At 38.5% G+C, this 25230-nt stretch carries 23 protein-coding genes; 17 read left to right on the top strand and 6 right to left on the bottom strand.

What is annotated here, in order from left to right; all coding sequences use genetic code 11:
- Window positions 1-51: 51 nt before the first annotated feature.
- Window positions 52-2472 (top strand): TonB-dependent receptor domain-containing protein, encoded by a 2421-nt coding sequence (locus ACTJIP_RS12985; RefSeq protein ID WP_440704676.1) that lies wholly within the window; start codon window positions 52-54, stop codon window positions 2470-2472.
- A 33-nt stretch (window positions 2473-2505) separates the two neighbouring features.
- Window positions 2506-3315 (top strand): phosphatase PAP2 family protein, encoded by an 810-nt coding sequence (locus tag ACTJIP_RS12980; RefSeq protein WP_428169058.1) that lies wholly within the window; start codon window positions 2506-2508, stop codon window positions 3313-3315.
- A gap of 37 nt (window positions 3316-3352) precedes the next feature.
- Here ACTJIP_RS12980 and ACTJIP_RS12975 read toward each other — a convergent pair whose 3' ends face one another.
- Complete coding sequence (locus tag ACTJIP_RS12975) at window positions 3353-4156, bottom strand: SDR family oxidoreductase (RefSeq protein WP_428169057.1); 804 nt, start codon at window positions 4154-4156, stop codon at window positions 3353-3355.
- 14 nt (window positions 4157-4170) lie between these two features.
- Window positions 4171-5835, bottom strand: coding sequence for an FAD-binding dehydrogenase (locus ACTJIP_RS12970; RefSeq protein ID WP_219072712.1), 1665 nt, complete (start codon window positions 5833-5835; stop codon window positions 4171-4173).
- Between the two features lie 143 nt (window positions 5836-5978).
- Here ACTJIP_RS12970 and ACTJIP_RS12965 point away from each other — a divergent pair, with 143 nt between their 5' ends.
- The 5 genes from ACTJIP_RS12965 to ACTJIP_RS12945 all read left to right on the top strand — a co-directional run bounded on the left by ACTJIP_RS12965 (window position 5979) and on the right by ACTJIP_RS12945 (window position 9357).
- Window positions 5979-6407 (top strand): rhodanese-like domain-containing protein, encoded by a 429-nt coding sequence (locus ACTJIP_RS12965; protein WP_219072713.1) that lies wholly within the window; start codon window positions 5979-5981, stop codon window positions 6405-6407.
- Window position 6408: 1 nt separating this feature from the next.
- Window positions 6409-6912, top strand: coding sequence for a TlpA family protein disulfide reductase (locus ACTJIP_RS12960; RefSeq protein ID WP_257468912.1), 504 nt, complete (start codon window positions 6409-6411; stop codon window positions 6910-6912).
- Between the two features lie 128 nt (window positions 6913-7040).
- Entirely contained in the window at window positions 7041-7448 is a 408-nt protein-coding gene (locus ACTJIP_RS12955) for a DoxX family protein (protein ID WP_077417329.1), read from the top strand.
- Between the two features lie 141 nt (window positions 7449-7589).
- Window positions 7590-8675: a sensor histidine kinase gene (locus tag ACTJIP_RS12950; RefSeq protein WP_440704675.1), complete on the top strand. Its 1086-nt coding sequence runs from the start codon at window positions 7590-7592 to the stop codon at window positions 8673-8675.
- On the top strand, window positions 8653-9357 hold the full coding sequence (locus ACTJIP_RS12945) for a LytR/AlgR family response regulator transcription factor (RefSeq protein WP_180563769.1): 705 nt from the start codon (window positions 8653-8655) through the stop codon (window positions 9355-9357). The genes ACTJIP_RS12950 and ACTJIP_RS12945 overlap by 23 nt, the downstream gene beginning before the upstream one ends.
- Window positions 9358-9637: 280 nt before the next feature.
- Here ACTJIP_RS12945 and ACTJIP_RS12940 read toward each other — a convergent pair whose 3' ends face one another.
- On the bottom strand, window positions 9638-9955 hold the full coding sequence (locus ACTJIP_RS12940) for a DMT family transporter (protein ID WP_047385066.1): 318 nt from the start codon (window positions 9953-9955) through the stop codon (window positions 9638-9640).
- 300 nt (window positions 9956-10255) lie between these two features.
- On the opposite strand from ACTJIP_RS12940, the gene mug reads away from it, so the two are divergent.
- The 3 genes from mug to ACTJIP_RS12925 all read left to right on the top strand — a co-directional run bounded on the left by mug (window position 10256) and on the right by ACTJIP_RS12925 (window position 13764).
- Entirely contained in the window at window positions 10256-10765 is a 510-nt protein-coding gene (gene mug, locus ACTJIP_RS12935; protein ID WP_077417324.1) for a G/U mismatch-specific DNA glycosylase, read from the top strand.
- Between the two features lie 205 nt (window positions 10766-10970).
- The gene (locus ACTJIP_RS12930; protein WP_077417322.1) at window positions 10971-11870 is read left to right on the top strand and encodes a T9SS type A sorting domain-containing protein; all 900 of its coding nucleotides are present in this window, start codon (window positions 10971-10973) and stop codon (window positions 11868-11870) included.
- A 13-nt stretch (window positions 11871-11883) separates the two neighbouring features.
- Window positions 11884-13764 carry a hypothetical protein gene (locus ACTJIP_RS12925; protein ID WP_139348538.1) on the top strand — a complete coding sequence of 627 codons (1881 nt, stop codon included), beginning with the start codon at window positions 11884-11886 and terminating at the stop codon, window positions 13762-13764.
- Between the two features lie 94 nt (window positions 13765-13858).
- Here ACTJIP_RS12925 and ACTJIP_RS12920 read toward each other — a convergent pair whose 3' ends face one another.
- Window positions 13859-14464, bottom strand: a complete 606-nt coding sequence (locus ACTJIP_RS12920; RefSeq protein WP_077417318.1) for a DNA-3-methyladenine glycosylase — start codon at window positions 14462-14464, stop codon at window positions 13859-13861.
- A gap of 130 nt (window positions 14465-14594) precedes the next feature.
- On the opposite strand from ACTJIP_RS12920, the gene ACTJIP_RS12915 reads away from it, so the two are divergent.
- Both ACTJIP_RS12915 and ACTJIP_RS12910 read left to right on the top strand, forming a co-directional pair.
- Window positions 14595-15020 carry a hypothetical protein gene (locus ACTJIP_RS12915; protein ID WP_139348537.1) on the top strand — a complete coding sequence of 142 codons (426 nt, stop codon included), beginning with the start codon at window positions 14595-14597 and terminating at the stop codon, window positions 15018-15020.
- Window positions 15021-15161: 141 nt separating this feature from the next.
- On the top strand, window positions 15162-15725 hold the full coding sequence (locus ACTJIP_RS12910) for an outer membrane beta-barrel protein (protein WP_077417313.1): 564 nt from the start codon (window positions 15162-15164) through the stop codon (window positions 15723-15725).
- A gap of 72 nt (window positions 15726-15797) precedes the next feature.
- Here ACTJIP_RS12910 and ACTJIP_RS12905 read toward each other — a convergent pair whose 3' ends face one another.
- Together ACTJIP_RS12905 and ACTJIP_RS12900 are read right to left on the bottom strand one after the other, a co-directional pair.
- Window positions 15798-17969, bottom strand: a complete 2172-nt coding sequence (locus ACTJIP_RS12905) for a DPP IV N-terminal domain-containing protein (RefSeq protein ID WP_440704674.1) — start codon at window positions 17967-17969, stop codon at window positions 15798-15800.
- 19 nt (window positions 17970-17988) lie between these two features.
- Window positions 17989-19377, bottom strand: coding sequence for an aminopeptidase P family protein (locus ACTJIP_RS12900; RefSeq protein ID WP_180563771.1), 1389 nt, complete (start codon window positions 19375-19377; stop codon window positions 17989-17991).
- Window positions 19378-19552: 175 nt separating this feature from the next.
- Here ACTJIP_RS12900 and ACTJIP_RS12895 point away from each other — a divergent pair, with 175 nt between their 5' ends.
- The 5 genes from ACTJIP_RS12895 (at window position 19553) to ACTJIP_RS12875 (ending at window position 25207) form a co-directional block, all read left to right on the top strand.
- Complete coding sequence (locus ACTJIP_RS12895) at window positions 19553-20434, top strand: helix-turn-helix domain-containing protein (protein ID WP_077417307.1); 882 nt, start codon at window positions 19553-19555, stop codon at window positions 20432-20434.
- 91 nt (window positions 20435-20525) lie between these two features.
- Entirely contained in the window at window positions 20526-21431 is a 906-nt protein-coding gene (locus ACTJIP_RS12890; RefSeq protein ID WP_180563772.1) for a dihydrodipicolinate synthase family protein, read from the top strand.
- Between the two features lie 16 nt (window positions 21432-21447).
- Window positions 21448-22938: an aldehyde dehydrogenase (NADP(+)) gene (locus tag ACTJIP_RS12885; protein WP_440704673.1), complete on the top strand. Its 1491-nt coding sequence runs from the start codon at window positions 21448-21450 to the stop codon at window positions 22936-22938.
- Complete coding sequence (locus tag ACTJIP_RS12880) at window positions 22935-23933, top strand: 4-hydroxyproline epimerase (RefSeq protein ID WP_077417301.1); 999 nt, start codon at window positions 22935-22937, stop codon at window positions 23931-23933. The genes ACTJIP_RS12885 and ACTJIP_RS12880 overlap by 4 nt, the downstream gene beginning before the upstream one ends.
- 8 nt (window positions 23934-23941) lie before the next feature.
- Window positions 23942-25207 (top strand): NAD(P)/FAD-dependent oxidoreductase, encoded by a 1266-nt coding sequence (locus ACTJIP_RS12875; RefSeq protein ID WP_180563774.1) that lies wholly within the window; start codon window positions 23942-23944, stop codon window positions 25205-25207.
- Window positions 25208-25230: the final 23 nt, after the last annotated feature.

The following is a 25230-nucleotide window of genomic DNA, read 5'->3' as shown; positions in this document are numbered from 1 at the left end:
CTAATGTTTCCCTTATAACAAACTTTTTAAAGAAAAATAAAGATTAGCAGAATGAATAAAACAGCCTTGTTATTTTTTCCAGCCAGTATGGTAATTTCCTCCCTTGTTTCTGCACAGACAACCTCTGTAACGGCATCTGGAAGAATCATCAATAAAGATAAAACAGCAATACCTTACGCCCATATTATTTTAAAAAAAGAAAAAGACAGCACTTTTACAGCCGGAACCATTACCAATGAGGAAGGACGATTTTCCATTACAGGCATAAAGCCGGACCATTATCTTCTGGAAACTTCCATCACCGGATATAATACGTACACACAACCCGTTTTCATAGGAACCCTTTCAGAGTTTCTGGAAATACCAACTATTGAACTGGCTCAGAAACAGGAAAATGAAACAAAAATTGATGCCATCACCATTACCGCTTCTAAAAAAAATGAAATAGACAGCCGCCTTGATAAAAAAACGTATTCCGTAGCAGACAATATCAGCCAAAGTGGCGGATCGGTATTACAAAGCATGCAGAACCTTCCCGGAATCACCGTACAAGATGGTAAAGTACAGCTAAGAGGGAATGATAAAGTTACGGTGCTCATTGACGGTAAGCAGACTGCTCTCACGGGATTTGGAAGCCAGACAGGATTGGATAATATTCCGGCTTCTGCTATTGATAAAATTGAAATCATCAACAATCCTTCATCAAAATATGATGCGAATGGAAACGCTGGAATCATCAATATTATCATGAAAAAGAATAAACAGAACGGATGGAACGGAAAAGCAGGATTTACAACAGGTTTAGGCTCACTTTGGGTAAGAAAAGAAAACCTTCCTACAATAAGACCGCAGTATACACTAACGCCTAAAATAAATCCCTCTCTATCATTAAATTACAGAAAAAATAAGGTGAATGTATTTTTGCAGGCCGATAATTTATACACCGAAACACTTAATAAAAATGAATTTGTAACCCGTACTTATGATAATGGAACAGTCATTAATTCTCAGCTGAAAAGAAACAGAAATACAAATTTCTTTACCACCAAAGCCGGAATAGACTGGACTATTGATCCGCAAAATACAGTAACTATTTCAGGAATGTATGGAAGCGAAAAGATTATCGATAGGGGAGATCAGCCGTTTTTCAATGGAGATAGATCCCAACGTCTGCGCCTGTGGCAGTTTTTGGAAGATGAGCTGAAAACCACTGTGATGGGAACCGCTTCTTATCAGCATAAATTCAAAGATGCCGGGCATGTTTTAAATGTAGGATTCAATTATACTTTCCACAGAGAGGATGAAAAATATTTCTATGATAATTATCTTCCTTCCTCCGCAGGAACTGATGCTTTCAAATTATTATCTGATGAGCAGGTCTATGATTTCAATGTAGATTATATAAAACCTTTAAAGTACGGACGAATAGAGGCCGGAATTAAACTGAGAAACAGAAGCATTCCTACCAATATGAATTTTATTCCCGGTACCAACTCTGTTCTCGATATTTCTGCGGGTGGGAAAGCCGATTATAAAGAATTTATTCCTGCGGTGTACGGAAATTATGTTTTTGAAAATGAAAAATGGGAAGCAGAACTGGGATTGAGGCTGGAATATGTAAAAATTCAATATGATGTAAATCCTAATCACCCAACTTATAAAAGTGACGGATATAATTATACCCAGCCATTCCCGAATTTCAGACTTGCTTATAAACTTGATGACCGTAATAAGTTCTCGGTATTTTATAATAGAAGGGTAGACCGTCCTAATGAAGTTGATATCCGTATTTTTCCAAAATATGACGATGCAGAAATCATTAAAGTAGGAAATCCTGCACTGCGTCCTCAGTTTACAAATTCTATTGAATTGGGATACAAACACAATTGGGATAACGGATATTTATATGCTGCATTATACCACCGCTTTGCTGCCGGAACCATCACAAGAATTTCAAGTATTGTCCCGGACAGCACTCTTATTTATGCCATATTCCAGAATGCCGGAAAAAGCTATAATACAGGACTGGAAACAATATGGAACCAAAAGATCTCAGATGCATATTCCTTCAATGTCAATGGAAATTTATACCGTAATCAGATCAATGCATTTACTGTAGAAAATCTGTACCCAGAACCTAATACTTTCTCCGCCGACGAGCAGACTGCTCTATCAGGAAATATCAAGATGAATAACGTTTTTCATTTTTCTAAGGGATTGAATATGCAGTTTACACTTGTTTATTTAGCTCCGGATATTATTCCGCAGGGAAAAATAAAATCAAGGTTTTCAATGGATGCAGGAGTGAAAAAAGCCATTCAGAAAGGGAAGGGTGAATTGTTTTTAAATGCCTCAGATTTACTCAATACAATGGTGATCAGAAAGTCTGTTCAAGGCAGCGGATTCGCTTATACCAGCAATGATTATTACGAAACTCAGGTGATCCGGATGGGGTACAGCTATAAATTTTAATACAGAACTGAATAATTATAAATGTGATTTAAGATGAAAAAATACTTTCAAACAACGATGATGTATATCTTGGTTTTGAGTTCAGGTTTAAGCAGAATCAACGCTCAGAATACAAATGATACGATTGAAGTTCAAAAACCTGTACAAGACAGTATGATCACAACAAAAATTCAAAAAAGCAAACTGAATTATAAAAGCCTGATTATTCCTACAGCATTCATTGCCTATGGAGTAGCAGGTTTGTCGATGAATAATCTTAAACAGCTTAATATCTCTACAAAAGTTGAAATCAACGAACACCAGCCCACGCAAATAAAACTGGATAATTATACCCAGTATGCCCCTGCAGTTATTGTATATGGACTGAATGCAGCAGGGATAAAAGGAAAGCATAACCTGAGAGACCGCACTATCATTTATGCTTCTTCACAACTGATTGCAGCAGCCTTTACAATGCCTTTAAAATATCTTGTAAAAGAGGAAAGACCAGACAGATCAAATACCTTATCTTTTCCGTCAGGACATGCGGCAACAGCATTTTCTTCAGCACAGTTTATGTTCAGAGAATATAAAGACAGTAATTTCTGGCTGAGTATTTCAGGATATCCATTTGCTATTTTCACCGGGGTATACAGAATGCTGAATGATAAACACTGGCTGGGGGACGTTGTGGCAGGAGCCGGATTTGGGATTCTTTCTACCGAACTTGCCTATTGGCTGTTTCCAAAAATTGATAACTTATTACGTGGAAAAAATAAGAGTAAAAATACCTTGTCCTCCACAATGGTGATGCCATTTTATCAGAATAAAACTGTAGGAATAGGGTTGGTAAAAACCTTCTAATATAAAAGCGCAATGCAATACTGAATTGTGCTTTTCTTTATACCACTTTCGCCTTACGGACTATTTTTGATAATAAATCTGGAAAGAATCTCTTCAGAAACACTGCCATTACTTCTTTACCTCCTATGGCTTTCTGTTTTTTCTGTTTTTCAATAGCATAGAGCATTTTTTTTGCAAAAATTTCTACAGCCATGCCATTTTTTGTGGCATTATCCATTGTTCCCTGTGATGAACCATCTCCGGTAACAGCATTAATAGAAATATCTGTCTGTATAAAACCCGGACAAATGATCGTAATCCTAATATTCTGGCTGAATAGTTCTGCCCGTAAAGCATCAAAAAAACCATGTAAAGCATGTTTTGCTCCTGCATATCCACTTCGCATAGGAGCACCAAATATTCCCATAAGACTGGACACAACCGCAATCTGCCCACCTTTATTCCTGATCATATAAGGTACAGTTGCTTTAGTAAGCGCCACCGTTCCAATATAATCAATATCAATCAGCTGTTTATCTACTTCAATATCTGTTTCCATGGCTAAAGAACGTTGAGAAAGCCCGGCATTGTTGATCAGAATATCAATCTTCCCAAACTGTTCTGATGCTTTTGCCGCAATGGCAGGCATTTTTTTATAATTTTTCAGGTCTAAAGGAATCACCGCATACCGATCTGTATTCAATCCGGCTTTTTGAGCCACCAGATGCAGCTGTTCTTCTTTTCTGGAGGACAAGATGATTTTTGCATGGCTGTTCTTTGCCAAATTAGTTACTAAAGCTTCCCCAATCCCTGATGATGCTCCGGTAATCCAAATAACCTTATGATCAAAATAACTGCTCATACTTGTACTATTATTTAATTTTTAAGTCCTGCAATATATTTCCCGGCTTTCATTCCTGAAAAAATACAGCCTCCCAAAAATGTCCCTTCCAGCGCTCTGTAACCGTGCATTCCGCCACCACCAAAACCAGCCACTTCTCCGGCAGCATACAGTCCTTCAATGATACTGTCATCATCTTTTAATACCTGTCCATTCAAATTGGTTTTTATTCCCCCTAACGTTTTGCGGGTTAAAATATTGAGCCGCACAGCAATTAAAGGTCCGTTTTCAGGCGCTAAAATCTTATGGGGAGCCGCTACACGCCCAAGTTTATCCCCTAAATAATTCCGGGTATTCCGGAGATAATTGACCTGAGTATCTTTTGAAAATTTATTATCTAATTCTCTGTCCCTCGCTTCGATCTGAGATTTTATTTTCTCATATTTTAAGAGATTATTTCCAGCCAGTTCATTCATTCTCTTCACCAGATCTTCCAGATTATCTGATACAATAAAGTCTTTTCCATGTTCTTTAAAAGCTTCTACCGGCCCGGGAGCTTTTTTACCAAAAATTCTTTTCAGAAAAAGAACATAGTCCTTATTGGTAATATCCGGATTCTGTTCCGAACCTGAAAGAGCAAATTCTTTTTTTATAATTTTCTGAGTGAGGATAAACCACGAGTAAGAATATCCTGTTTCCTGTATATATTGTAAGGTTCCCAATGTATCAAATCCGGGAAGAAAGGGAGCGGGAAGCCGTTTGCCTTCAGCATCAAACCATAAAGATGATGGTCCTGGCAATATCCGGATTCCGTGGTTGGGCCAGATGGGATTCCAGTTTTGTAAACCTTCTGTGTAGTGCCACATTCTGTCACGATTGATAATATGAGCTCCTGTATGTTCTGCGATACCAATCATTTTACCATCTACATAGGCAGGAACACCACAAACCATATTTTCCGGGGCTTTACCAAGTCTTTCCGGCCAGTTTTTCCTTACCAGCTCATGATTGGCACCAATTCCTCCGGAAGCTATAATGATATTCGGAGCAGTATATTCAAAGGTTGAGATAACATTTCTGTTAGTCTCAGCACCTCTTTCCTGAGTGTCATTTTCCAGAATATCTCCTTTAAGACCTCTTATTTTTCCATTTTCAACCAGCAATTCTGTCACTCTGTGCCTGAATTTCATTTGCAGCAATCCTTTTTCCTGAGCTTTGTAAGCTTTTTCTACAAATGGTTTTACGACACCTGTCCCGGTTCCCCAACTTACGTGAAAACGAGGTACTGAATTTCCATGCCCTGTTGCTGAACCATCACCACGTTCTGCCCAGCCCACCATAAACATCAGCTTGATACCCAATTTCGAGATGTATTCATACTTTTCACCGGAAGCAAATTTTAGATAAGCTTCTGCCCATTGACGGGGCCAGTAATCCTCAGGGCGGTCAAAACCAGCAGTCCCTTTCCAGTCCTGAAGTGCCAGTTCATAAGAATCTTTGATTCCCATTCTCCTTTGCTGAGGCGAATTAATCAGAAACAAACCTCCGAAAGACCAGAATGCCTGCCCTCCTATATTCTGTTCGGTTTCCTGATCCAAAAGCAGTACTTTTTTCCCGACATTGGTAATTTCCATCGCAGCAGTAAGCCCTGCCAGTCCGCTTCCTATGATGATGGCATCAGGCTGGAATGTTTCTTCCATTTTATGAGGTATTTTTTTTGAATGATACTTAATATAAATGTATAAAATTATTTGTAATCGGATTGAAAATTAAAATAATTTTGCTTTTATCTTTCAGCTTCGAACTCTAAACTTTTCATCTTATCTTTGTGAAAAATAGAAGTATGAAGTATTTGTTTATCATTACCTGCTTTGTCTGTTCCATTTTCAGTCAGGCACAGCAAAAACAGGATCCATGGAAAGACAGCCAGCTGATGGATCCGGCGTTACTGGCTTCCAGAATTGTAAAGCATACAACAAAAGATCTGGTGATCATTTCAGTAGGTCCGGAAGCAATCATCAAGGGTTCTGTAGATATAGGACCAACGCATGAGCCTGAAAACCTGGAAAAACTGAGAAATTATCTTAAAGATATTCCTAAGAACAGAGAAATTGTGATCTACTGCGGATGCTGTCCTTTTGTAAAATGTCCCAATATACGTCCTGCTTTTGCATTACTGATGGAAATGGGCTTTAAAAATGCAAAGCTTTTAAATCTTCCGAAAAACATCAAAACAGACTGGCTAGATAAAGATTATCCTACAAATGATTAATATGAAGACTGGTTTTACCTTATTATTTTTAATAATTTTCTCAGGATCTGTTGCTGCTCAAAGTACAATAGAAGTAGGAAAGAAAGCTCCTGAAATCACAATGACCAAGGCAGACGGAACCTCATTCGCCCTTTCAACATTAAAAGGGAAGCTTGTTCTGATCGATTTCTGGGCAACCTGGTGCGCTCCGTGTGTAGAGGAGCAGCCTGAGCTGAAAACATTGTATGACACCTATTCTGAACAGGTAAAAAACAATAAGTTTGAAATTCTTGGAGTCTCCTTAGATAAAAATAAAGAAAGCTGGCAGAAAGCAATTGACCGGTTTACGATCAAATGGATACAGATCAGTGATTTAAAATTCTGGAAAAGTCCTGTAGCCAAACTTTACGAAGTTGATGAACTTCCTTTTAATGTCATCATCGACGGACAGGGAACAATTTTAGCTAAAAACCTTCACGGAAAGGAACTAGAGAAGTTTTTAAAGAAAACTTTAAGTCAGAATTAAGAATATAAATCTTACAAATATTGAAAGAGCAGTAATGGATGTACTGCTCTTTACTTTTTCATATACACTACAAAGCAATTGATATACAACATACATCAATCCTTTCTTTTGTCTTATAGCTTTGAGGTATGAAAAAAAGTGTCTTCCTTCGCTTGGGGCTGTCAGTGATATTGCTGATGCATAGTGTAATTTCTATTTTCAGTGGAGATGTTAATAATTTCGGGCATTTTTATCTGGATAGTATAGGATTCAGTCCCATTGGGATTTATATTGCATGGGCTGTAAAACTAACCCATCTTTTCTCTGTACCATTACTTTGGTTTGACCGATATATAAAGCCCGTGGCTATTGGTAATATTCTTATTTTCGTTTTTGGAATCTATTTCGTTCATTGGCAAAACGGCTGGTTTGTAGTGGGAGGTGGAACGAATGGAATTGAATTCAATGTTTTGCTGATCTTCAGTTTTCTGAACCTTATGTATCCTGAAATTTATTTTAAAAAGCAGAACCGTTTTCCCCATGAAAAGGATATTTAAATTTGCTTAAAATCCGCAGTTTTTTATTTTAGTTTCCAAGACGACCATTCAAAATCGTAGTTTGTAGATCATTACCTCAATTTGGTCCACTTATATTTCTATATTTGATTGAACAAATCGTACTTTGTATTCTTAAAAATCATGATCAACCTGAAACCATACAAAAGATCTAAATGGCAGATTCATTTGCTTTTTTGGATATTGTATTATATCCTGGAAGTTTACCTTGACTTTTACTGGTCCAGGTATCAGTTTCCGGATTTCCAATGGTCAGTAAGGCTTCAGAATACTCTGATCCTGGAACTGGGGTATCTTTTGATCAAAATACCGCTTGCTTATTCCTTGCTGTATGTATTTGAAAAGATTCATATTAAGGAAATTTTCAAATATCTTCTCTATATTTTTATCGTGATCACCGCTGTTTTTGGGCATCGCTTTTTAACGCATTATATCATTTACCCTTATATTTATGGAGTTACAGAAACTCTGGATGGAAAATATCCGTCGGGATTTATCAATGGTTATGTGGCATTCAATTCTTTTATGGACCTTATTTTTATGGTAGGTCTTATTTTCGGGGTTGAAATTACCCGTCAGAAAAATCTTCTGAAAGAACAGATCTCCCAGCTAAAGTCTGAAAAACTGGATCAGGAACTTACTATGCTGAAGGCACAGATCAATCCGCATTTTCTGTTCAACACCCTCAATAATATTTACGGAATGGCCCTGAAAAAAGCTGATGAAACTCCGGATGTTATTCTTCAGCTTTCCAAGATAATGCGGTATAATATCTATGAAGCAGCAGAAAAAAGCATTTCTATAGCCAAGGATATTGAAAACATTAAAGATTTCATACAGATTCAGAAAATCCGGCATCGGCATCTCATCATCAACTTTACGGAAGATATTGATCATCCTTCTCAGGAAATCTCACCGCTGATCTTGATACAATTTGTTGAAAATGCCTTCAAACATGGGGTTTCTGAAAGTTTAGGAGAGGCATTTATTACCATCGATATCCGGTTGAAAAACGGAATTCTTACTTATTTCATAGAGAATTCCAAAGAAGAAATACTTCATACGCATTCCACAAAAATAGGCCAGAAAAATATCCGCAGACAGCTTGAACTGCTTTATCCACAACACACACTTTCTGTGGCAGATCAAAGCGGCCGCTATATTGTAACATTAACCATAGATTTCCATGACACAACACCCAGCCTCTAAAAAATACAACTGCATTATCGTAGAAGACGAGCCCATTGCTGCAGAAATTCTGGAAAGTTTTATCTCCAGGGATCAGGAACTGAATCTGGTAGGAAAATGTGCCGATGCCGTATATGCCAGCAGTCTTTTAAGCATTCATGAGGTGGATCTGATGTTTTTGGACCTCCATCTTCCCGTGGTAAAAGGCTTTGACTTTCTGAGGAAAATAAAAAATCCTCCATTCGTTATTGTTACCACTGCTTATCATCAATATGCTGTTGAAGGCTATGAACTTGATATTGCGGATTATCTGATGAAACCTATTCCATATGAACGTTTTCTGACAGCGATTGGAAAGTTCAAACATTTAATGGAGGCGGAGGACGCTTTACTGGAAGTGTCGGAACGTGATTTTATCTTTATCAATAGCGGGAAAAAACAGGTTAAAATTATTTTACATGATATTTTCTACATTGAGAGTTTGAGAGAGTATATTAATATTCACACCAAAACAGAAAGCTTCACTTTTAAAATGCCCATCAGCAAAATAGAAGAGGCTTTAAATCCTAAAATGTTTACCCGTATTCATAAATCGTACATTATATCCAAATCAAAAATTGAAATCAAATCTGCCAATATTATCCAGATTAATGGCAAAAAACTTCCTGTGGGAAGAACGTATAAACCATTGTTGGAGCTTTAATATTGAGAATAAAATTGTTTAAACCCACCAGATTTTCAGCCTTTTCATTAAAAAAAACTGCGAAATTAAAAGTTTTGTAGATTCTGCATCTCTGTTGATAGATATTTTTTCCGAAATTCTGTTTGTTTATTCAAATTTACTTTATGAAAAACAGAATGCATAAAAAATATTAAGCCTGGAAAATGAGTGGGATTAGTTTATTATTCGAATGTTGAATAATGATTTGGCTTAATGATTAGTGATAATCTTAAGCCAATTTCTTTTTGCGGCTATATTTATTTTAAAATATTTTGAGTCCAACTATTCCTACAACAATCAGTAATGCAGAAAGCAATCGTAAAATACTAGCTGAATCCTGAAAAAACAGAATTCCTACCAATAAAGTTCCTACAGCCCCAATTCCGGTCCATACGGCATAGGCAGTTCCAATAGGGATGCTTTTCTGAGCGTACCAAAGAAAGCCTCCGCTAACAGCCATACACATGATCGAAAATATGATCCAGCTCCATTTATTATTTTCCGGCTGTTGAGATAATTTAAGTCCCAAAGGCCATCCAATTTCAAAAATTCCTGCGATAATTAATGCAATCCAGTTCATACTTCTTATTTTTAATGATGGTGCTGTTATTGAAAAAAATGTTATTAAAAATGAGTTCTTTACCATAAAATACTCCATCTCAATTACGACTACAAAATTATCATTATCCATTCATATTCAATAAAATAAACTGTGTGACACCGCAAAAAACAGCGATGGAACGTATGATACACACCGTGAACCGTTTAATATTCCGGAATAGGATGTAAGTTTGGAAATCTCTCTAATATTGATATCTTTATATTATGAAAACAGAGAAAGCAGAAGTCGCTTATTTTCTATAGACCATTCATATCAATTATGTTAACAGACATCATTACAGCTCATCTAAACGTTATTTTTTGCGGAATCAATCCCGGTTTAAAATCATCAGATGACGGACATCATTTTTCAGGAAAGAGTAATCGTTTTTGGAAGGTTCTTCATCAATCAGGTTTTACTCCTTATGAAGTGGAAGCAGTGAATGATACTTCTATTCTGGATTTCGGACTGGGACTCACCACTGCCGTTGCAAGAGCAACTTCCCGTGCTGATGAACTTTCAAAAGAAGAGTTTGACGATGCCCTGGATACTTTTAAAGCAAAAATAACAGAATACCAACCTCAATATGTGGCTTTTCTCGGCAAAGCGGCTTATAAGGCTTTCTCTAAAAAGAAAGAAATTCTATGGGGACTGCAGCCAGAAGATTTCTGTGGGGCAAAAGTATGGGTCTTGCCCAATACCAGCGGTCTGAACCGGGGATTTTCTCTTGCTGATCTTATTTTCTATTACAGCAGTTTTTATCAGGCTGTAAAAAATAGCCAGAACTAGTCGTACACAATATCAGCAGTATAAAAGGAGTGGCAAAATTGCTCCTCAATTTTTGTACCCGATTATTTTCCGTCTACCTTTTTCAAAATCACACTTAAGGGAAAAAACAACACATTTGCTAATCTAATTCTCCCAGTTAATTATTCATTCTCCCCTGATATTTGATTGTTTGATACATTTAAAACTCAAACCATTAAATAGTACTATGAAAACAAAAGAGTACGAATTCATTAAAAGGCATTTTGTCTTATTGGATTCAACAAAAGGGAATGTATGCTCAGGCATACCACAGCTATGTTTCAAAAAAATGAACCGGCTTTTACTCTGTTCGGTCCTTATTACCGCATTTTCATCTCAACTAAGAGCACAGTCCAGAGTCAGTGAGCCTGTGAATGAAAAGCCTTATCCGGCCGATCAGGTCATTTCTTTGTATGGTAAAGAAAGGAACAGCTTTTCCAGTGACATCCAGCGAAGATCTTCAAACACTGTTCCGATTGAACTCCGGTCAAAAGAAATCAAAGAAGTATTGGTAGGGCAGGACTATTTCCCTGCAGATCTTTTTTTTAATGAGGATGCAAAAGTTCCTTCCGGCCACAATCCCCAGGTTCGTCATTATGACAATCAGAATGTTACTTTTGACGGTCAAAAGCATGAGAATATCCGGGTTGATGAAATCATTGATCAATACACCTTAAAGAATGCAGATATTGATTACTCTTATGACAATGCCTACTATCTCTTCCGTGATGCTTCAGGAAACACAATTGCTACTGTATATTATATTGACCGCACTGTAGGATTCTTAAAGTCCGAGTATAAAGTTGTAAGCAAAGGAAAATCTCTTGTTACATTTCCTCTGCTTGTTGCTCCCAATCCTGCCAAAAATGTGATCAATATTACTTATCAGGTGGAAAAAGAGAGCCAGGCCAGCCTTCAGATCATTGATATGAATGGCCGTACTGCAGATACTGTATTCAGTGATAAGCAGATCAGGAGCGGAAGACATACAGTACAGCACAACATCAATCTTCCAGCCGGCAACTATCTGGTACAGTTTAATGCTCAGGGGCAGGCGCCTGTTACTCAAAAAATCATTGTTCAATAAAATGCAGTCAATTATGAAAAAACTAATTATACTTTTAACCTGCATGTTATGGAGTATGACATGCATTAATGCCCAATGTCCAAACGGTGATGCGGAAATGGGTAATTTCAGCAACTGGCAGACTTATGTGGGAAGCAATACAACAGGAACCCTGAATTTATCAACCTTTACTCCAAGTCTATCACCAACCCAGCATACCGTGACGGGAATAGGTAATGACCCGATACTAGGCGCTTCTTTACCGATGGTGGGAGAAGGCAACAGTGCTTTCAGATTAGGAAATTCTACAGCTATGAACGGTGCAGAAATCATGTCTTATACCTTCACAGCAGGAAGCTCTATATCATTTATGTATGCTTTGGTTTTACAGGGAGCCCACAGCGATTCTATGATCAATGGATTTTTCAGTTACTGGGTCAGCAGAACCAATGACCTTGCCAACAGTACCGCACCTGGTAATCTGGTCATTTCCCCTGTTAAAATTAACGGCAGCAACGTGGCTGATCCATTCCTCCAGACCACAAGCTATAATGGTGAACCTCTCTCATGGAAGGAGTGGCAGACGTTATGTCTTCCTATTCCTTCTCAGGATGTCGGCCAGCAGCTGACCATTTATTTTGCAACAGCAGACTGCAGAGATAGCGGACATTTTGGCTATGCTTACATAGATGCCCTTTGCAAGCCGGTACCTCCTGAACCTGTACTTGTAGGACCTTCTACAGTATGTAATATTGATGATCCCATTCTTTTTAGCGGAAGCCGCACAACTAATGAGTCTCAATATGTATGGTTTGCCCAGGAATGTGATGCTTTGGGGAACCTCATCGGAAGCCCGCCTTTTGCTGTCATCCGTAATGGGCCTGTAGGAACTTACAGCTTGCGGTCCAGTGGGATTAATTTACAAAGCGGGCATTATTATAAAGTTACTCTTCAGGTCCGGAACTGTACCAGTGGCTGGGTAGTGATTTCAAAAATTGTTAAAATAGAATTCCCTATCATTCAGACAAGCAATAAAGTGATCTGCTGTGGCTCAAGCGTTAAATTAAGAGCCAGTGTGAATGCTCCGGGTAATGGTTCAGCCACAAGCTACAAATGGTATGATGAAGCGGGTAATTTTATAGGTAACGGCAGCGTATCCTATAGCGGACCTATTGGCGGACCCTTTACTCCGGCTAACGATATCACTGTAACACCTACCAAATGTACCAAGTACAGGGTTGTATTTGAATATAACGGCTGTAAAAATTCACAATGGGTATATGTTACTCTTATTCAGAATGTGCGAGGTGCTTTCGGATGTGTAAGCTATAATAACTGTACAGGAACAGGCACTGTAAAATTTGACCCGTGGATCAAACTCTGCGGTAATGAAGCTGAAGTAGGTCCGGATTACGGTTTTCATATGCAGCAGGCTACAAACAGCATTAAGTATTCCTGGAACACAGGCAGTACCAGTGATACCTCTGCTGTAACAGGAAACACAGCTTCAACGGTAACTGTCACAAGTGCTTGCGGAACGAATACGGCAACAATCACTCCTCCGGTTTTTACAGGCGCTTTTCCAGGCTTATTTAAACCTACCGGCATGTCTGTAACCAATCCGTTTGTTATTTATAACACGATGATGAACCAATATGCCATACCTGCATATAATGCCTATTCGTATGAACTTAGTGTGTATGACCGCTGGGGAACCCGTGTTTACTACAAATATGAAACGACCTGTCTCGGTTTTTATAACGGTCAGATCAGATGGGATGGAAGATACACTCCTGATGCGAACGGTAATCCGGGACCATATGTTAATATTCCGGGAGTATACTCATGGAGCCTTAAGCTGACCAATTGTTCCGGCAGCGAAAACTTTAAAGGTGATGTAACTTTTATACAGTAATTTGATTTTCAGATTCAATTTTATAAAAAATCCCGACATTTTTTGTGTCGGGATTTCTTTTGCTGGTATAACTAAAGTTTTAATAGATCAACTCTTATGCTTTATTCGGTTTGCTTACATATTTATTGCCTTTTATAAAAAACCGCCAGGGTAAAAATGCATCTTCCTGTGCATATGCAACACCTATACGGGGAGCTTTTATAATATTATCAGAGGAATATTGAATTCCGTGATTTTCAATCCATATTTCATTTCCATCCAGGTCTTTTTTATTAAAAGATTTATCAATACCTAAAGCTTTGGCTGCAGATCCGGGGCCGGAAGAAATAGCCGCTTTATCGGCAGGCATATTCCGTCTGAGTTCCATGATGTCTTTTCCTACCAGCGGCTCAACAGCTCTGATTAGTACAGCATGAGGCTCGTCTTTTACAGAGGTCACAATATTGAACAGATGATGAATTCCGTAGCATAAATAAACATAGGAAACACCACCGTGACTGTACAACGTTTCAGTGCGGTCTGTCCGTCGGCCTCCATAAGCATGGGAAGCTTTATCCAGTACTCCGAAATAGGCTTCTGTTTCTACAATAATTCCGGCTGTTACTTCACCATTTATATCTGTAAAAAGAACTTTTCCCAGAAGATCCTGAGCGAGAAAAAGGACATCCTGGTTGGAATAATAGGAGAGTGGCAGTTTCAAATGAATGGTTTTTATGAATTTAACAGGTTAAAAGTAAGGATATAAAAACAATTTTCATAGAGATAAACAGATTGTCACTACATTTGAATATGAGTTATTGATATTCATTCAATCCAAAAGCAAAATTATAATGAAATCTTTTAATTTGACGCTGTTTATGATTACTTTTTGTCTGACAGCATTGGCATTCAATATTCCTTATCAGCAATCGTATCAAAAAATGATTGTCGGAAAATGGCATCCTGTACTTTCCTATGCTGAAGGGATTGAAACTAACGGAAAACGTACTGTAATAAATAATTCTAAATTTAGCAGCAAAGATATCATGCAGTTTAATGCTGACGGTTCTATTATGGATAGTGGACAGCTTTACTTTTCATATTCATTCGGTCCTGATTATAAGACGTTATCTTTATTTGATGGAAGCAACTCTGAAAGAAAATTTGAAATCATTCAATTAGACAAAACAACCATGAAAATTGTAATGAAAGAGACAGACAAGTACAAAGGAGAGCCCTTTTATATAACCTGGACTATTGTATTTAAAAGAAAATAAAACTTATATAAAAATGGAAATCCAACATTATCTATAACCTTTCAAAAGAGGTGATATCTTTAACCATATTTTAAGTGAGTTCTAATTGTATTCTAATGCATTAAAGCTTTACTGCTGCATTATTAGCTTTAATTTTGCAAAATGGAAAAGAAAAAATTATCTGCAGCTTTATGTAAAACTACTTGCTTGTTATTATTAATTGTTGGCAGTAACGTGATTAAAGCCCAAAGTAAGGGAAGCTCAGAGATAAAAATTGCCTATGGACTTGGAACCACCACAGATTTTATTAATGCTTTCAGCAGTGTGTTTACATTTGGTTATGGCCCCTATGAGACAGAAAATTCCGGAGCTTTTGTCGTTGAATATAACTATGCAATAAAGGATAAATGGATTATTGGGACAGACCTCGCATATCAACAGGTAACGAGAGAATATTCCGATAAATCATCAGAAAAATCACACAATTATACTTTTGCCGTAAAAAGTAACTACAACTATATATCCAAGCCAAAGTTTCGCATGTATTCCGGAATAGGATTAGGATTAACATTGGAAAAGAGTAGGAATCCTTTACAAAATGTCTCACATTTTAATTATCAGCTTACAGGACTCGGAATCAGATTAGGAGGCAGACTGGGAGTAAATGCTGAAGTAGGTTTTGGATATAAAGGAATAGGAAATATAGGGCTGGCTTACAGTTTATAATAAGCAGGATCAATATTCATTACCCCTATTTAAAAGAAAAACCAGATAATCTGATATCTGGTTTTTTCTTTTCTATTTTCCTCCCGGAGGACAATGTTCTTTTAAAAATTTAGTAAACATTGTAGCAAGGTGCAGTGATGTCCCTTCTCCTTCATCAATAGAGTGTGTTCGGTTAGGGTAAGACATCAGCTGAAACTGTTTGTTGTATTTTACCAGTTCGTTGATGTATACTTCTGTATTCTGATAGTGTACATTATCATCACCTGTTCCGTGAACCAGTAAAAGATTTCCTTTTAGATTTTTAGCATAAGCCAGTGGAGATCCATTGACAAAATCTTCTCTGTTCTCCTTTGGAAGCCCCATATACCTTTCCTGGTAGATATTATCATAGAACAGCTGATTAGCCACCGGAGCAATAGCAATCCCTGTCTGGTAAATATCAGGATATTGTCCCAAAAGGTTCAGGGTAGAAGAACCTCCGCCGCTCCATCCCCATACGGCAACCCTTGAGGTATCTGCATAAGGCCATTTTGCAAATAAAGCTTGGGCTCCCATTGCCTGATCACGGATATTAAGCTGTCCTATTTTACGGTACACCGATTTTCTCCATTCACGGCCTCTTGGAGCAGGTGTTCCGCGGTTTTCAAGAGAAACATACAGATAACCATCTTCAGCCATATCACCAACATATAAATCATTCCATCCTGTATAGAAACTGTCTGTTACCGTTTGTGTTGCCGGTTCTCCATAAACCATAAAAACAATCGGATATTTTTTATTAGGATCAAAATTTTTAGGTTTTACTACCCATCCGTCCAATGTAACTCCATCCTGTGTTGCAATCTGGAAAAATTCTGCTTTAGACCTTGCAGGGTCTGCTTTTGCTGTTCTTTTGGCAGCAACCAGTTCTTTATGTTCCGGAAGCGATACTACTGAACCCATTGAAATTGCATTGACACTGTTATTCGTAAAGAGAGCAATCTTCCCATTGGGTGATATTGTATATTTATTAGAACCTTTATAAGCTTCAGGAGTTACTTTTTGTGCTTTTCCTCCTTTCATACTTACTTTATACAGGTATTTCTGCGTCGCATTATTGGGTGAAGCTGAAAAGTAGATTTGTTTGTTCTGAACATCGAAAAACTCAGGTTTTATTACATCGAAAGCATCTTTTGTAATCAATGTTTCCTTACCGCTCATATCTATTTTATAAATATGTCTCCATCCGTCTTTTTCAGAAAGCCAAAGGAATTCTTTTCCATTCTCAATCCAGTCCCAGCCACTTGGGTCATTATCATTCCAGCGGGATTTGATATCAATCCATGCAGCATCTGTTTCCGTATAAATAGCCTTACTGCTGCCGGAACTGGCATCTGCTACAATAATTTTACTTTGATTCTGCTTTCTGTTCAATTGCTGGAGAATAATGGATTTAGAATCCAGTACCCATTCCATTCTCGGAATATAGTTTTGTATTTCATCCCCTGCAATATCTGTTTTCTTTGAAGATTTAGAGGCAAGATCATAGAACCAGATGCTGCATCCTGAAGGATTTTCGCCCACTTTCGGATACTCTACAGGAACTGTAAATGAATACAGACTGTCTGTATTGTTGATCATCAGGAAGTTTTTTGTACCTCTTGCATCCAGTTTCCAGTAGGCAATTTTGTTACCGTCCGGTGACCATCGGAAACCATCCTGAGTTCCAAACTCCTCTTCATAGACCCAGTCGAAAGTCCCGTTGATCATTCCGTCTGTTCCATCGGTAGTGATCTTGGTCATCTGATTGTTTGAAAGATCTTCAACATAAATATTATGCTTAGACACATACGCTACTTTTTTTCCATCCGGAGAATATTTTGCAAACATCAGTGATGAAGATGGCAGGCCTTTCCCAAGCTGGGTAAGTTTTTTAGTGTTTTTATCGAAAATCCAGTAATCTCCACGGGTATTGTCTCTCCATACTTTCCGGGTATTGGCAAAGAGTAATAAACTTTTGTCGTCCGGAGATACCTGAAAACTTTGTACCTGCAACGCTTCAGAACTTCCCGCAGGAATCAGTGCATTGCTGTCTAAAAGAGTTTGGTCTTTTCCGGGATGCAGTACATCAACAATTTCAACCCCTTTTTTAGTAAATGAATAGTAAGCATTGCCATCCGGAGTCCACTGTGTCTTTTGTGCAGCCAATGGTGACAGACACAGGAAGTACAATGCAATAGCCGTTAGTTTTTTTATGTTCTTCATAGATAGTATTTGATTAAGCTCAATGTTCAGCTCTGTAATTTTCAATTTCTTCAACTGTTTTGATCAGCCCGTTCCCAAGAAGTCTGTATCCGTCATCCGTGATCAGGAAATCATCTTCCACACGGATTCCTCCGAAGTTTCGGTATTCATTCACTGTATCATAATTAATAAAATCTGCATTTTTATTTTCAGCCTGCCAGATATCAATCAGTTCCGGGATCATATAAATACCGGGTTCAACTGTTACTACAAATCCGGATTCAAGGGCTTTTCCTAAGCGTAAAGATTTAAGACCGAATGTATTGGTATCTTTGGGTTCTTCTTCGGTATAGCCGATATACTGCTCTCCAAGATCTTCCATATCATGCACATCAAGTCCCATCATATGCCCCAATCCGCATTGAAAAAACAGAGTATGGGCATGGTTTTTTACCGCTTCTTCAGGGTTTCCTTTCATCAGTCCGAGATCTATAAGACCTTCTACCAGGTATTGTGAGGCTTTCAGATGAATATCTTTGAATCTTACTCCCGGTTTAAGAAGCTGCTGGGCATTGTTAAAAGCATTCAGAACCACTTCATACATTTCCTTTTGCTTAGTGGTAAAGGTTTTGCCCGCAGGAAATGTTCTGGTAAGGTCTCCCGCATATCCCATTGCAGTTTCCGCTCCGGAATCATTAAGGAAAAGATCTCCCTCTTTCAAGGTATTGAGACGGTAGTGGTTATGCAGAATTCCTCCGTTGATGGTTACGATCGGAGGATAAGACATCTGACATTCTTTATTGGCAGCAAGATATTGAATGGCATTCGCAATTTCATATTCTTTAATGCCTGGTTTTGCAATCTGCATTGCCAGCAAATGCATTTCATTGGATACATTCACTGCCTGTTCTATCTGCACTATTTCCTGAGGCTCTTTTATAGAACGCTGCTTCACAATGGCTTTAATCATCTCTGCAGAAGGCTGTAATGCTGCTATTTTAATTCCAAGCAGATCGCCAAGCAAAATTTTATTGGAAGACTGATATGGAGGAAGATAATGTACCTTTCTGCCGGAAGTCTGTGCTTTCAGAATATATTGAGCAAGCTCTGTATATGGCATGGTTTCCTGTACTCCGGATTTCAGACTTTTCTCTTTCAGTGTTTCCTGTCTGCCCATCCATACGATGTCATCTATACTTAATTCATCTCCGAAAACAATGGTCTTATTCTCATCAATATCAATAATGGCCGCAATACGGGGTTCCTGGATTCCGAAATAATATAAATAGGTACTGTCCTGGCGGAAATAATAAGGATTGTGTTCAAAATTCACAGGGTTCTCTATATTTCCCAAAAACAATAAAATTCCGTTGGCTACATTACTTTGTAATACTTTTCTTCTATCTTGATAGGTTTGTGTTGAAAACATATTATGAATACTTTTTAATTTAAAGTTTTAAAGTTACGATTTTGTACTATTGACCGCTCTTTATTCATGAAAATAAAGAATAATGTAAAGTTTGGATTTTAATTTGACATTCAGTGTTCATATTTTGCTTAAATTCGGTCATATTTTAACCGATAGCCCATAAAATATTGATTCTATGAAGAGTCTTCAGTTTTCAGTCCCTGCCGACACCAACAAAAGTATCCGCATTCAGGAAGATATAATGCCCAATTTTTATCCTTATTTCCATCGCCATACGGAAACCCAGATCATGTGGATTCTTAAAGGACACGGAACATTGGCCATAGAACAGAACCTCTTCAATTTTGAGGCTGGTGACATTTTCTATCTGGGCGCCAATCAGTCGCATGTCTTCAGGGGTAATTTTGATAAAGATGAAAAGCAAAAAGTTCATTCTATCTCTATATTTTTTGATCCTTATAAAAAGATCGCCGCATTTTTCGACTTGCCGGAATTTGGGGAACTTAAAAGTTTTATTGCCCATTCAGAAGTCGGTTTTCAGGTTGCTCCTAAACTAAAAATAAATATTGGGGAAAACATTGCAGCATTACAAAAAACAGAAGGAGTAGAACAGATCATAGATTTCATCCGCATTTTGAACCATCTTATGCAAAACAGACATCTGCATATTCCTTTATCTTCGGAAAAAAATCTTCCTAATCACATTTCAGACTATGATCAAAGAATTATAGATGCCCAGACCTTTATTAAGAAGAACTTTGCCCAAACGAAACTTACCCTTGACAGTATTGCCCGGGAAGCCTGTATGACCCCGCAGGCATTCTGCAGATCCTTTAAAAAACGAACCCGAATCACTTATATTGAATACCTTAATGAGCTCCGTGTACAGCGAGCATGCAGACTATTGACATCCAGCAATATGTACAGTATTTCTTCGGTTGCTTTTAATAGCGGATTCAACAGTCTTACCAATTTTAACCGCGTTTTTAAGTCCATTATGAAATATTCACCTAAAGAATACCTAAAGCATTACAAAGAGGCTACCATAGAGCAATAAAAACAACCTGTTAAAATACGGTGAGTATCTATTAAAATATTAACATTTACCGTTTTGAAATTCCGCTAGTTTTGGATAAATATTATTTGATATGAGTACAAAACTAAACTGGGAAGGTATTTATCCTGCTGTATTAACTCCTTTTACCAAAGAAGGTGAGATCGACTTTGAAATGTTTACTCTCAATACAGAAGCCCAGATTAAAGCAGGCGTTCATGGAATTATCCTTGCAGGAACATTAGGTGAAGCCAGTGCTTTGGAAACTGAAGAAAAATTCGAACTGCTGAAATACGCAAAAAAGATCACTCAGGGAAGAATCCCCGTTATTCTTAACCTTTCTGAAAATACGACCAAAAATGCCATATACTTTGCTCAAAAAGCTAAAGAATCAGGTGCTGACGGGCTTATGCTGCTTCCTCCTATGCGGTATAAAGCAGACAGCCGTGAAGTGGTAGAATATTTTAAAGCAGTAGCTACTGCTACAGATCTTCCTATCCTCATTTATAACAATCCTGTAGATTACGGAATATACGTCACCCTTGAAATGTTTGAGGAGCTTATTGAATGTCCAACTATTCAAGCTGTTAAAGAATCTACAAGAGATCTTGCCAATGTAACCAGAATGATTAACCGTTTTGGAAAAAGAATAAAAATTCTTGGTGGGGTAGATACCATTTGTCTGGAAACCCTCATGCTTGGTGCAGACGGCCTTGTGGCAGGTCTTGTAGATGCTTTTCCTAATGAAACTATGGCAATGTATAACTCCGTTAAAACAGGTAAATATGACAAAGCCATAGCAATCTACAGATGGTTTATGCCATTATTGGAACTGGATATTCATCCTAAACTTATTCAGTACATCAAACTGGCTGCTACAGCGGAAGGGATCAGCAGTCCTTATGTAAGAGCACCACGCCTGGAACTTCATGGCGAAGAAGCTGAAACAGTAAAAAAGATCATTGAAGAGGGCATAGCCAACCGCCCGGTATTAGATTAACTTCAGAAATAAAGCTATGATTGAAGAAGCATCAAAAGAGAATATTGATAGAAGAATTCAGATGGCTGCCGATGCCTATCAGTTTCTGAAGAATACCACTGTAAAAGAACGGGCGGCCTTCATGAACACAGTTGCCGATAAGATTGAAACATTGGGAGAAGAACTTTTGACAATGGCCCATTCTGAAACCTCACTTCCTTTGGCAAGACTTACCGGAGAAAAGGCAAGAACCGCAGGACAATGGAGAAGCTATGCAAAAGCTGTAGCCACAGGAATATATACAGAACCACGGATTGATCTTGCCCAGCCAGACAAGCAAAAAGGAGACCTCAGAAAATACAATGTAGGCATAGGACCTGTGGTTGTTTTCGGGGCAAGTAATTTTCCGTTTGCTTTTTCTACAGCGGGCGGTGATACGGCGAGTGCCATTGGAGCAGGCTGTCCTGTTATTGTAAAAGCGCATCCGGCACACCCTAATACCTCTCAACTAATGGCTGATGCCATAACAGCTGCTGTAAAAGAATTTGGATGGCCTGAGGGAATCTTCAGCCATATTACCGGAACATCCTATGATATTGGGTCTTATTTGGTCCAGCATCAGGAGATCAGAGCCGTTGCGTTTACCGGCTCATTTACCGGAGGAAAAGCTTTGTTTGACATAGCTAACCACCGTAAAGATCCCATTCCGGTTTTTGCAGAAATGGGAAGCATTAATCCTGTATTTGCCCTGCCGGATTTGCTTGAAAACAGAGCAGAAGCTTTCGCTAAAGAATATCTTTCCTCCTTAACATTAGGAGCAGGACAATTCTGCACCAACCCGGGAGTATGTATTGCTCTTAAAGGAGAAGCTCTGGACCGTTTTATCAATACCCTGAAAAACGGAATTCAGGAAACGATTCCCGCAAATATGCTTCACAAAGGGATCTATGAAAGTTTTGAAAAACATAAAACCATTGCAGCAGAACAGCCGGAAGTACATATTATTGCAACAGCAGATACAGAAATTGATGAATGGCAGGGACGTGCTATGATGATAGAAACCAGTGCCCAAAACTTTATAAAAAATCCTGTGCTGGGTGAAGAGGTTTTCGGACCCTTTGGGATCATTGTAACTTGTGAAACCCGGGAAGAAATGATGGAAATTGCTCAACAACTGAAAGGACAGTTAACAATTACCCTAGCAGCTACCAATGAAGATGCCCGGAATAACCTTACGCTGATCAATCTTCTGAAGGATAAATGCGGAAGATTACTATTCAACGGAATGCCTACAGGAGTAGAAGTTGTTTATGCCATGCAGCATGGAGGTCCTTTTCCTTCCACTACTGATTCCCGTTTTACCTCTGTAGGCCCGGATGCTGTCAAGAGGTTTATCCGTCCTATTTCTTTCCAAAACTGGCCGGATGAATTTTTGCCGGAAGAGCTGAAGAATGAAAATCCATTGCAGATCAACAGAATAGTAAACGGAGAAGTCAATTCAGGATCATTAAAATTACAGACAACATGAACAGAACATTTTTTTGTATAGATTCGCACACCTGCGGCTGCCCTGTACGTCTTGTTGCAGGAGGTGGCCCCATTTTAAAAGGAAATTCCATGATGGAGCGCAGGCTTCACTTTATGAAAGAGTACGACTGGATCCGGAAAGGGCTCATGTTTGAACCTCGAGGTCATGATATGATGAGTGGGAGTATTTTGTATCCGCCTATTGACGAAGAAAATGATATCGGAGTTTTATATATTGAAACCAGCGGATGTCTTCCCATGTGCGGGCACGGAACAATCGGGACCGTAACCATTGCCATAGAAGAAGGTCTGATTTTTCCTAAAATTCCCGGAAAACTGCGCCTTGAAACACCTGCAGGACTTATTCTCATTGATTATGTACAGGAAGGCAAAAAAGTAACGTCTGTAAAACTGACCAACGTAAAATCTTTTCTGTATGCTGAAAATCTGGAAGTTGAATGTCCGGATCTTGGAGTAATAAAAGCAGATGTAGCTTATGGCGGAAACTTCTATGCGATTATAGATCCACAGGAAAATTTCAGAGATATTTCTGATTTTACAGCCAGCCAGCTTATTCATTATGGAAAGATCATCAGAAAATTACTCAATGAAAAATACCCATTTATTCATCCTGAGAATGAACACATTACAGGATTAAGCCATATTCAATGGACAGGCAATCCCAAAGATCCTGAAGCAAGCGGACGAAATGCTGTTTTAGTGGGAGAGAATGCCCTGGACCGTTCACCATGCGGAACAGGTACTTCTGCAAGAATGGCTCAATGGTATGCTAAAGGTAAATTAAAAGAGGGGGAAGAGTTTATCCATGAAAGCTATATCGGATCCCAATTCATCGGCAGAATTGAAGGAACGGATACTGTTGATGGAAAATCAGCAATTATTCCGTCAGTAGAAGGCTGGGCAAGAATTACCGGCTATAACCATATTATTATTGATGATGAAGATCCTTATTGGCAGGGATTTCAGGTTATGTAAACAAACATATGACACAAAATAAAGGAAAAGCACTCATTATTGGTGCAGGAATAGCAGGTTTAAGCTCCGCCTATTATCTTTTACAGAAAGGCTGGAGTGTAGAAATCCTGGAGCAGAATGATCTTTCCAACAATTGTTCTTATGGCAATGCAGGAATGATTGTACCCAGCCACTTTACTCCGTTAGCAGCACCGGGTGTTGTTGCCCAAGGAATCCGATGGATGTTTGATAGCAAAAGCCCGTTTTATGTAAAGCCTTCATTTAATGCTGATCTGTTTTCCTGGGGAGTCAAGTTCTTAAAACACTCCAATCAGAAGCATGTAGACCGTTCGGCATCAGCGATCAGAGACCTTAATCTGGCGAGCAGCACTCTCTATAACGAGATTGCAGCAAAGGATGAATTTGATTTTGAACTTAATCAGAATGGGATTCTGATGCTCTACAAAACCGAAAAAGTAAGAGAAGAAGAAACAGAACTTGCCCATAAAGCAATCAATCTGGGATTAACTGTTGACATTCTGGATCAAAAAGGAATTCAGGAACTTGAGCCTAATATCCGGGTGGACGTTATAGGAGGGATTAATTACAAATGTGATGGTCATATGAATCCAATGAAACTGATGAAACAAATGATCTCTTATCTTAAAAATAATGGTGTCGTTTTTTATACCCATCACAAAGTAACCGGATTTGAAACTTCAGAAAGGATGATTAAAACCGTAATTGCCAATGATAAAAAGTTTACAGCAGACTGTTTCGTCATGACAGGAGGTTCATTTCTCCCTGAACTGGCTCAGAAGGCAGGAATCAAAATTCAATTAATGCCCGGCAAAGGATATTCATTCATGCATACCCCAGAAAATCCGGTCAACACCCTGAACCATGCTGCCTTACTACTGGAAGCAAGAGTGGCTGTCACCCCTATGAATGGGCAGATCCGTTTCGGTGGAACGATGGAGCTGGCTTCCCATCATGATAAAATTAATATGAAAAGAGTAGAAGGTATCGTCCGGTCTATTCCTCAATATTTGCCTGACTTTCAAATGCATTATAAAAAGGAATCTGAAATATGGTTTGGCTACAGACCCTGTGCACCGGATGGGCTGCCTTATCTGGGACAGTCTTCCCAGTTGAAAAACCTGATTATTGCAGGCGGCGGCGGTATGATGGGATTAAGTTTAGGACCCATTTTTGGAAAAACAGTTTCAGAACTTGCCAATGGCCAAAAGCCAACTGTTGACATCAATATATTCAACCCTGAAAGATTTAGTTAAAAAAACATCACATAACACACAAA

This window comes from Chryseobacterium sp. 22543 (genome assembly GCF_052044565.1).
GTDB lineage: Bacteria > Bacteroidota > Bacteroidia > Flavobacteriales > Weeksellaceae > Chryseobacterium.
This window is presented reverse-complemented; position numbering and strand designations above follow the sequence as displayed.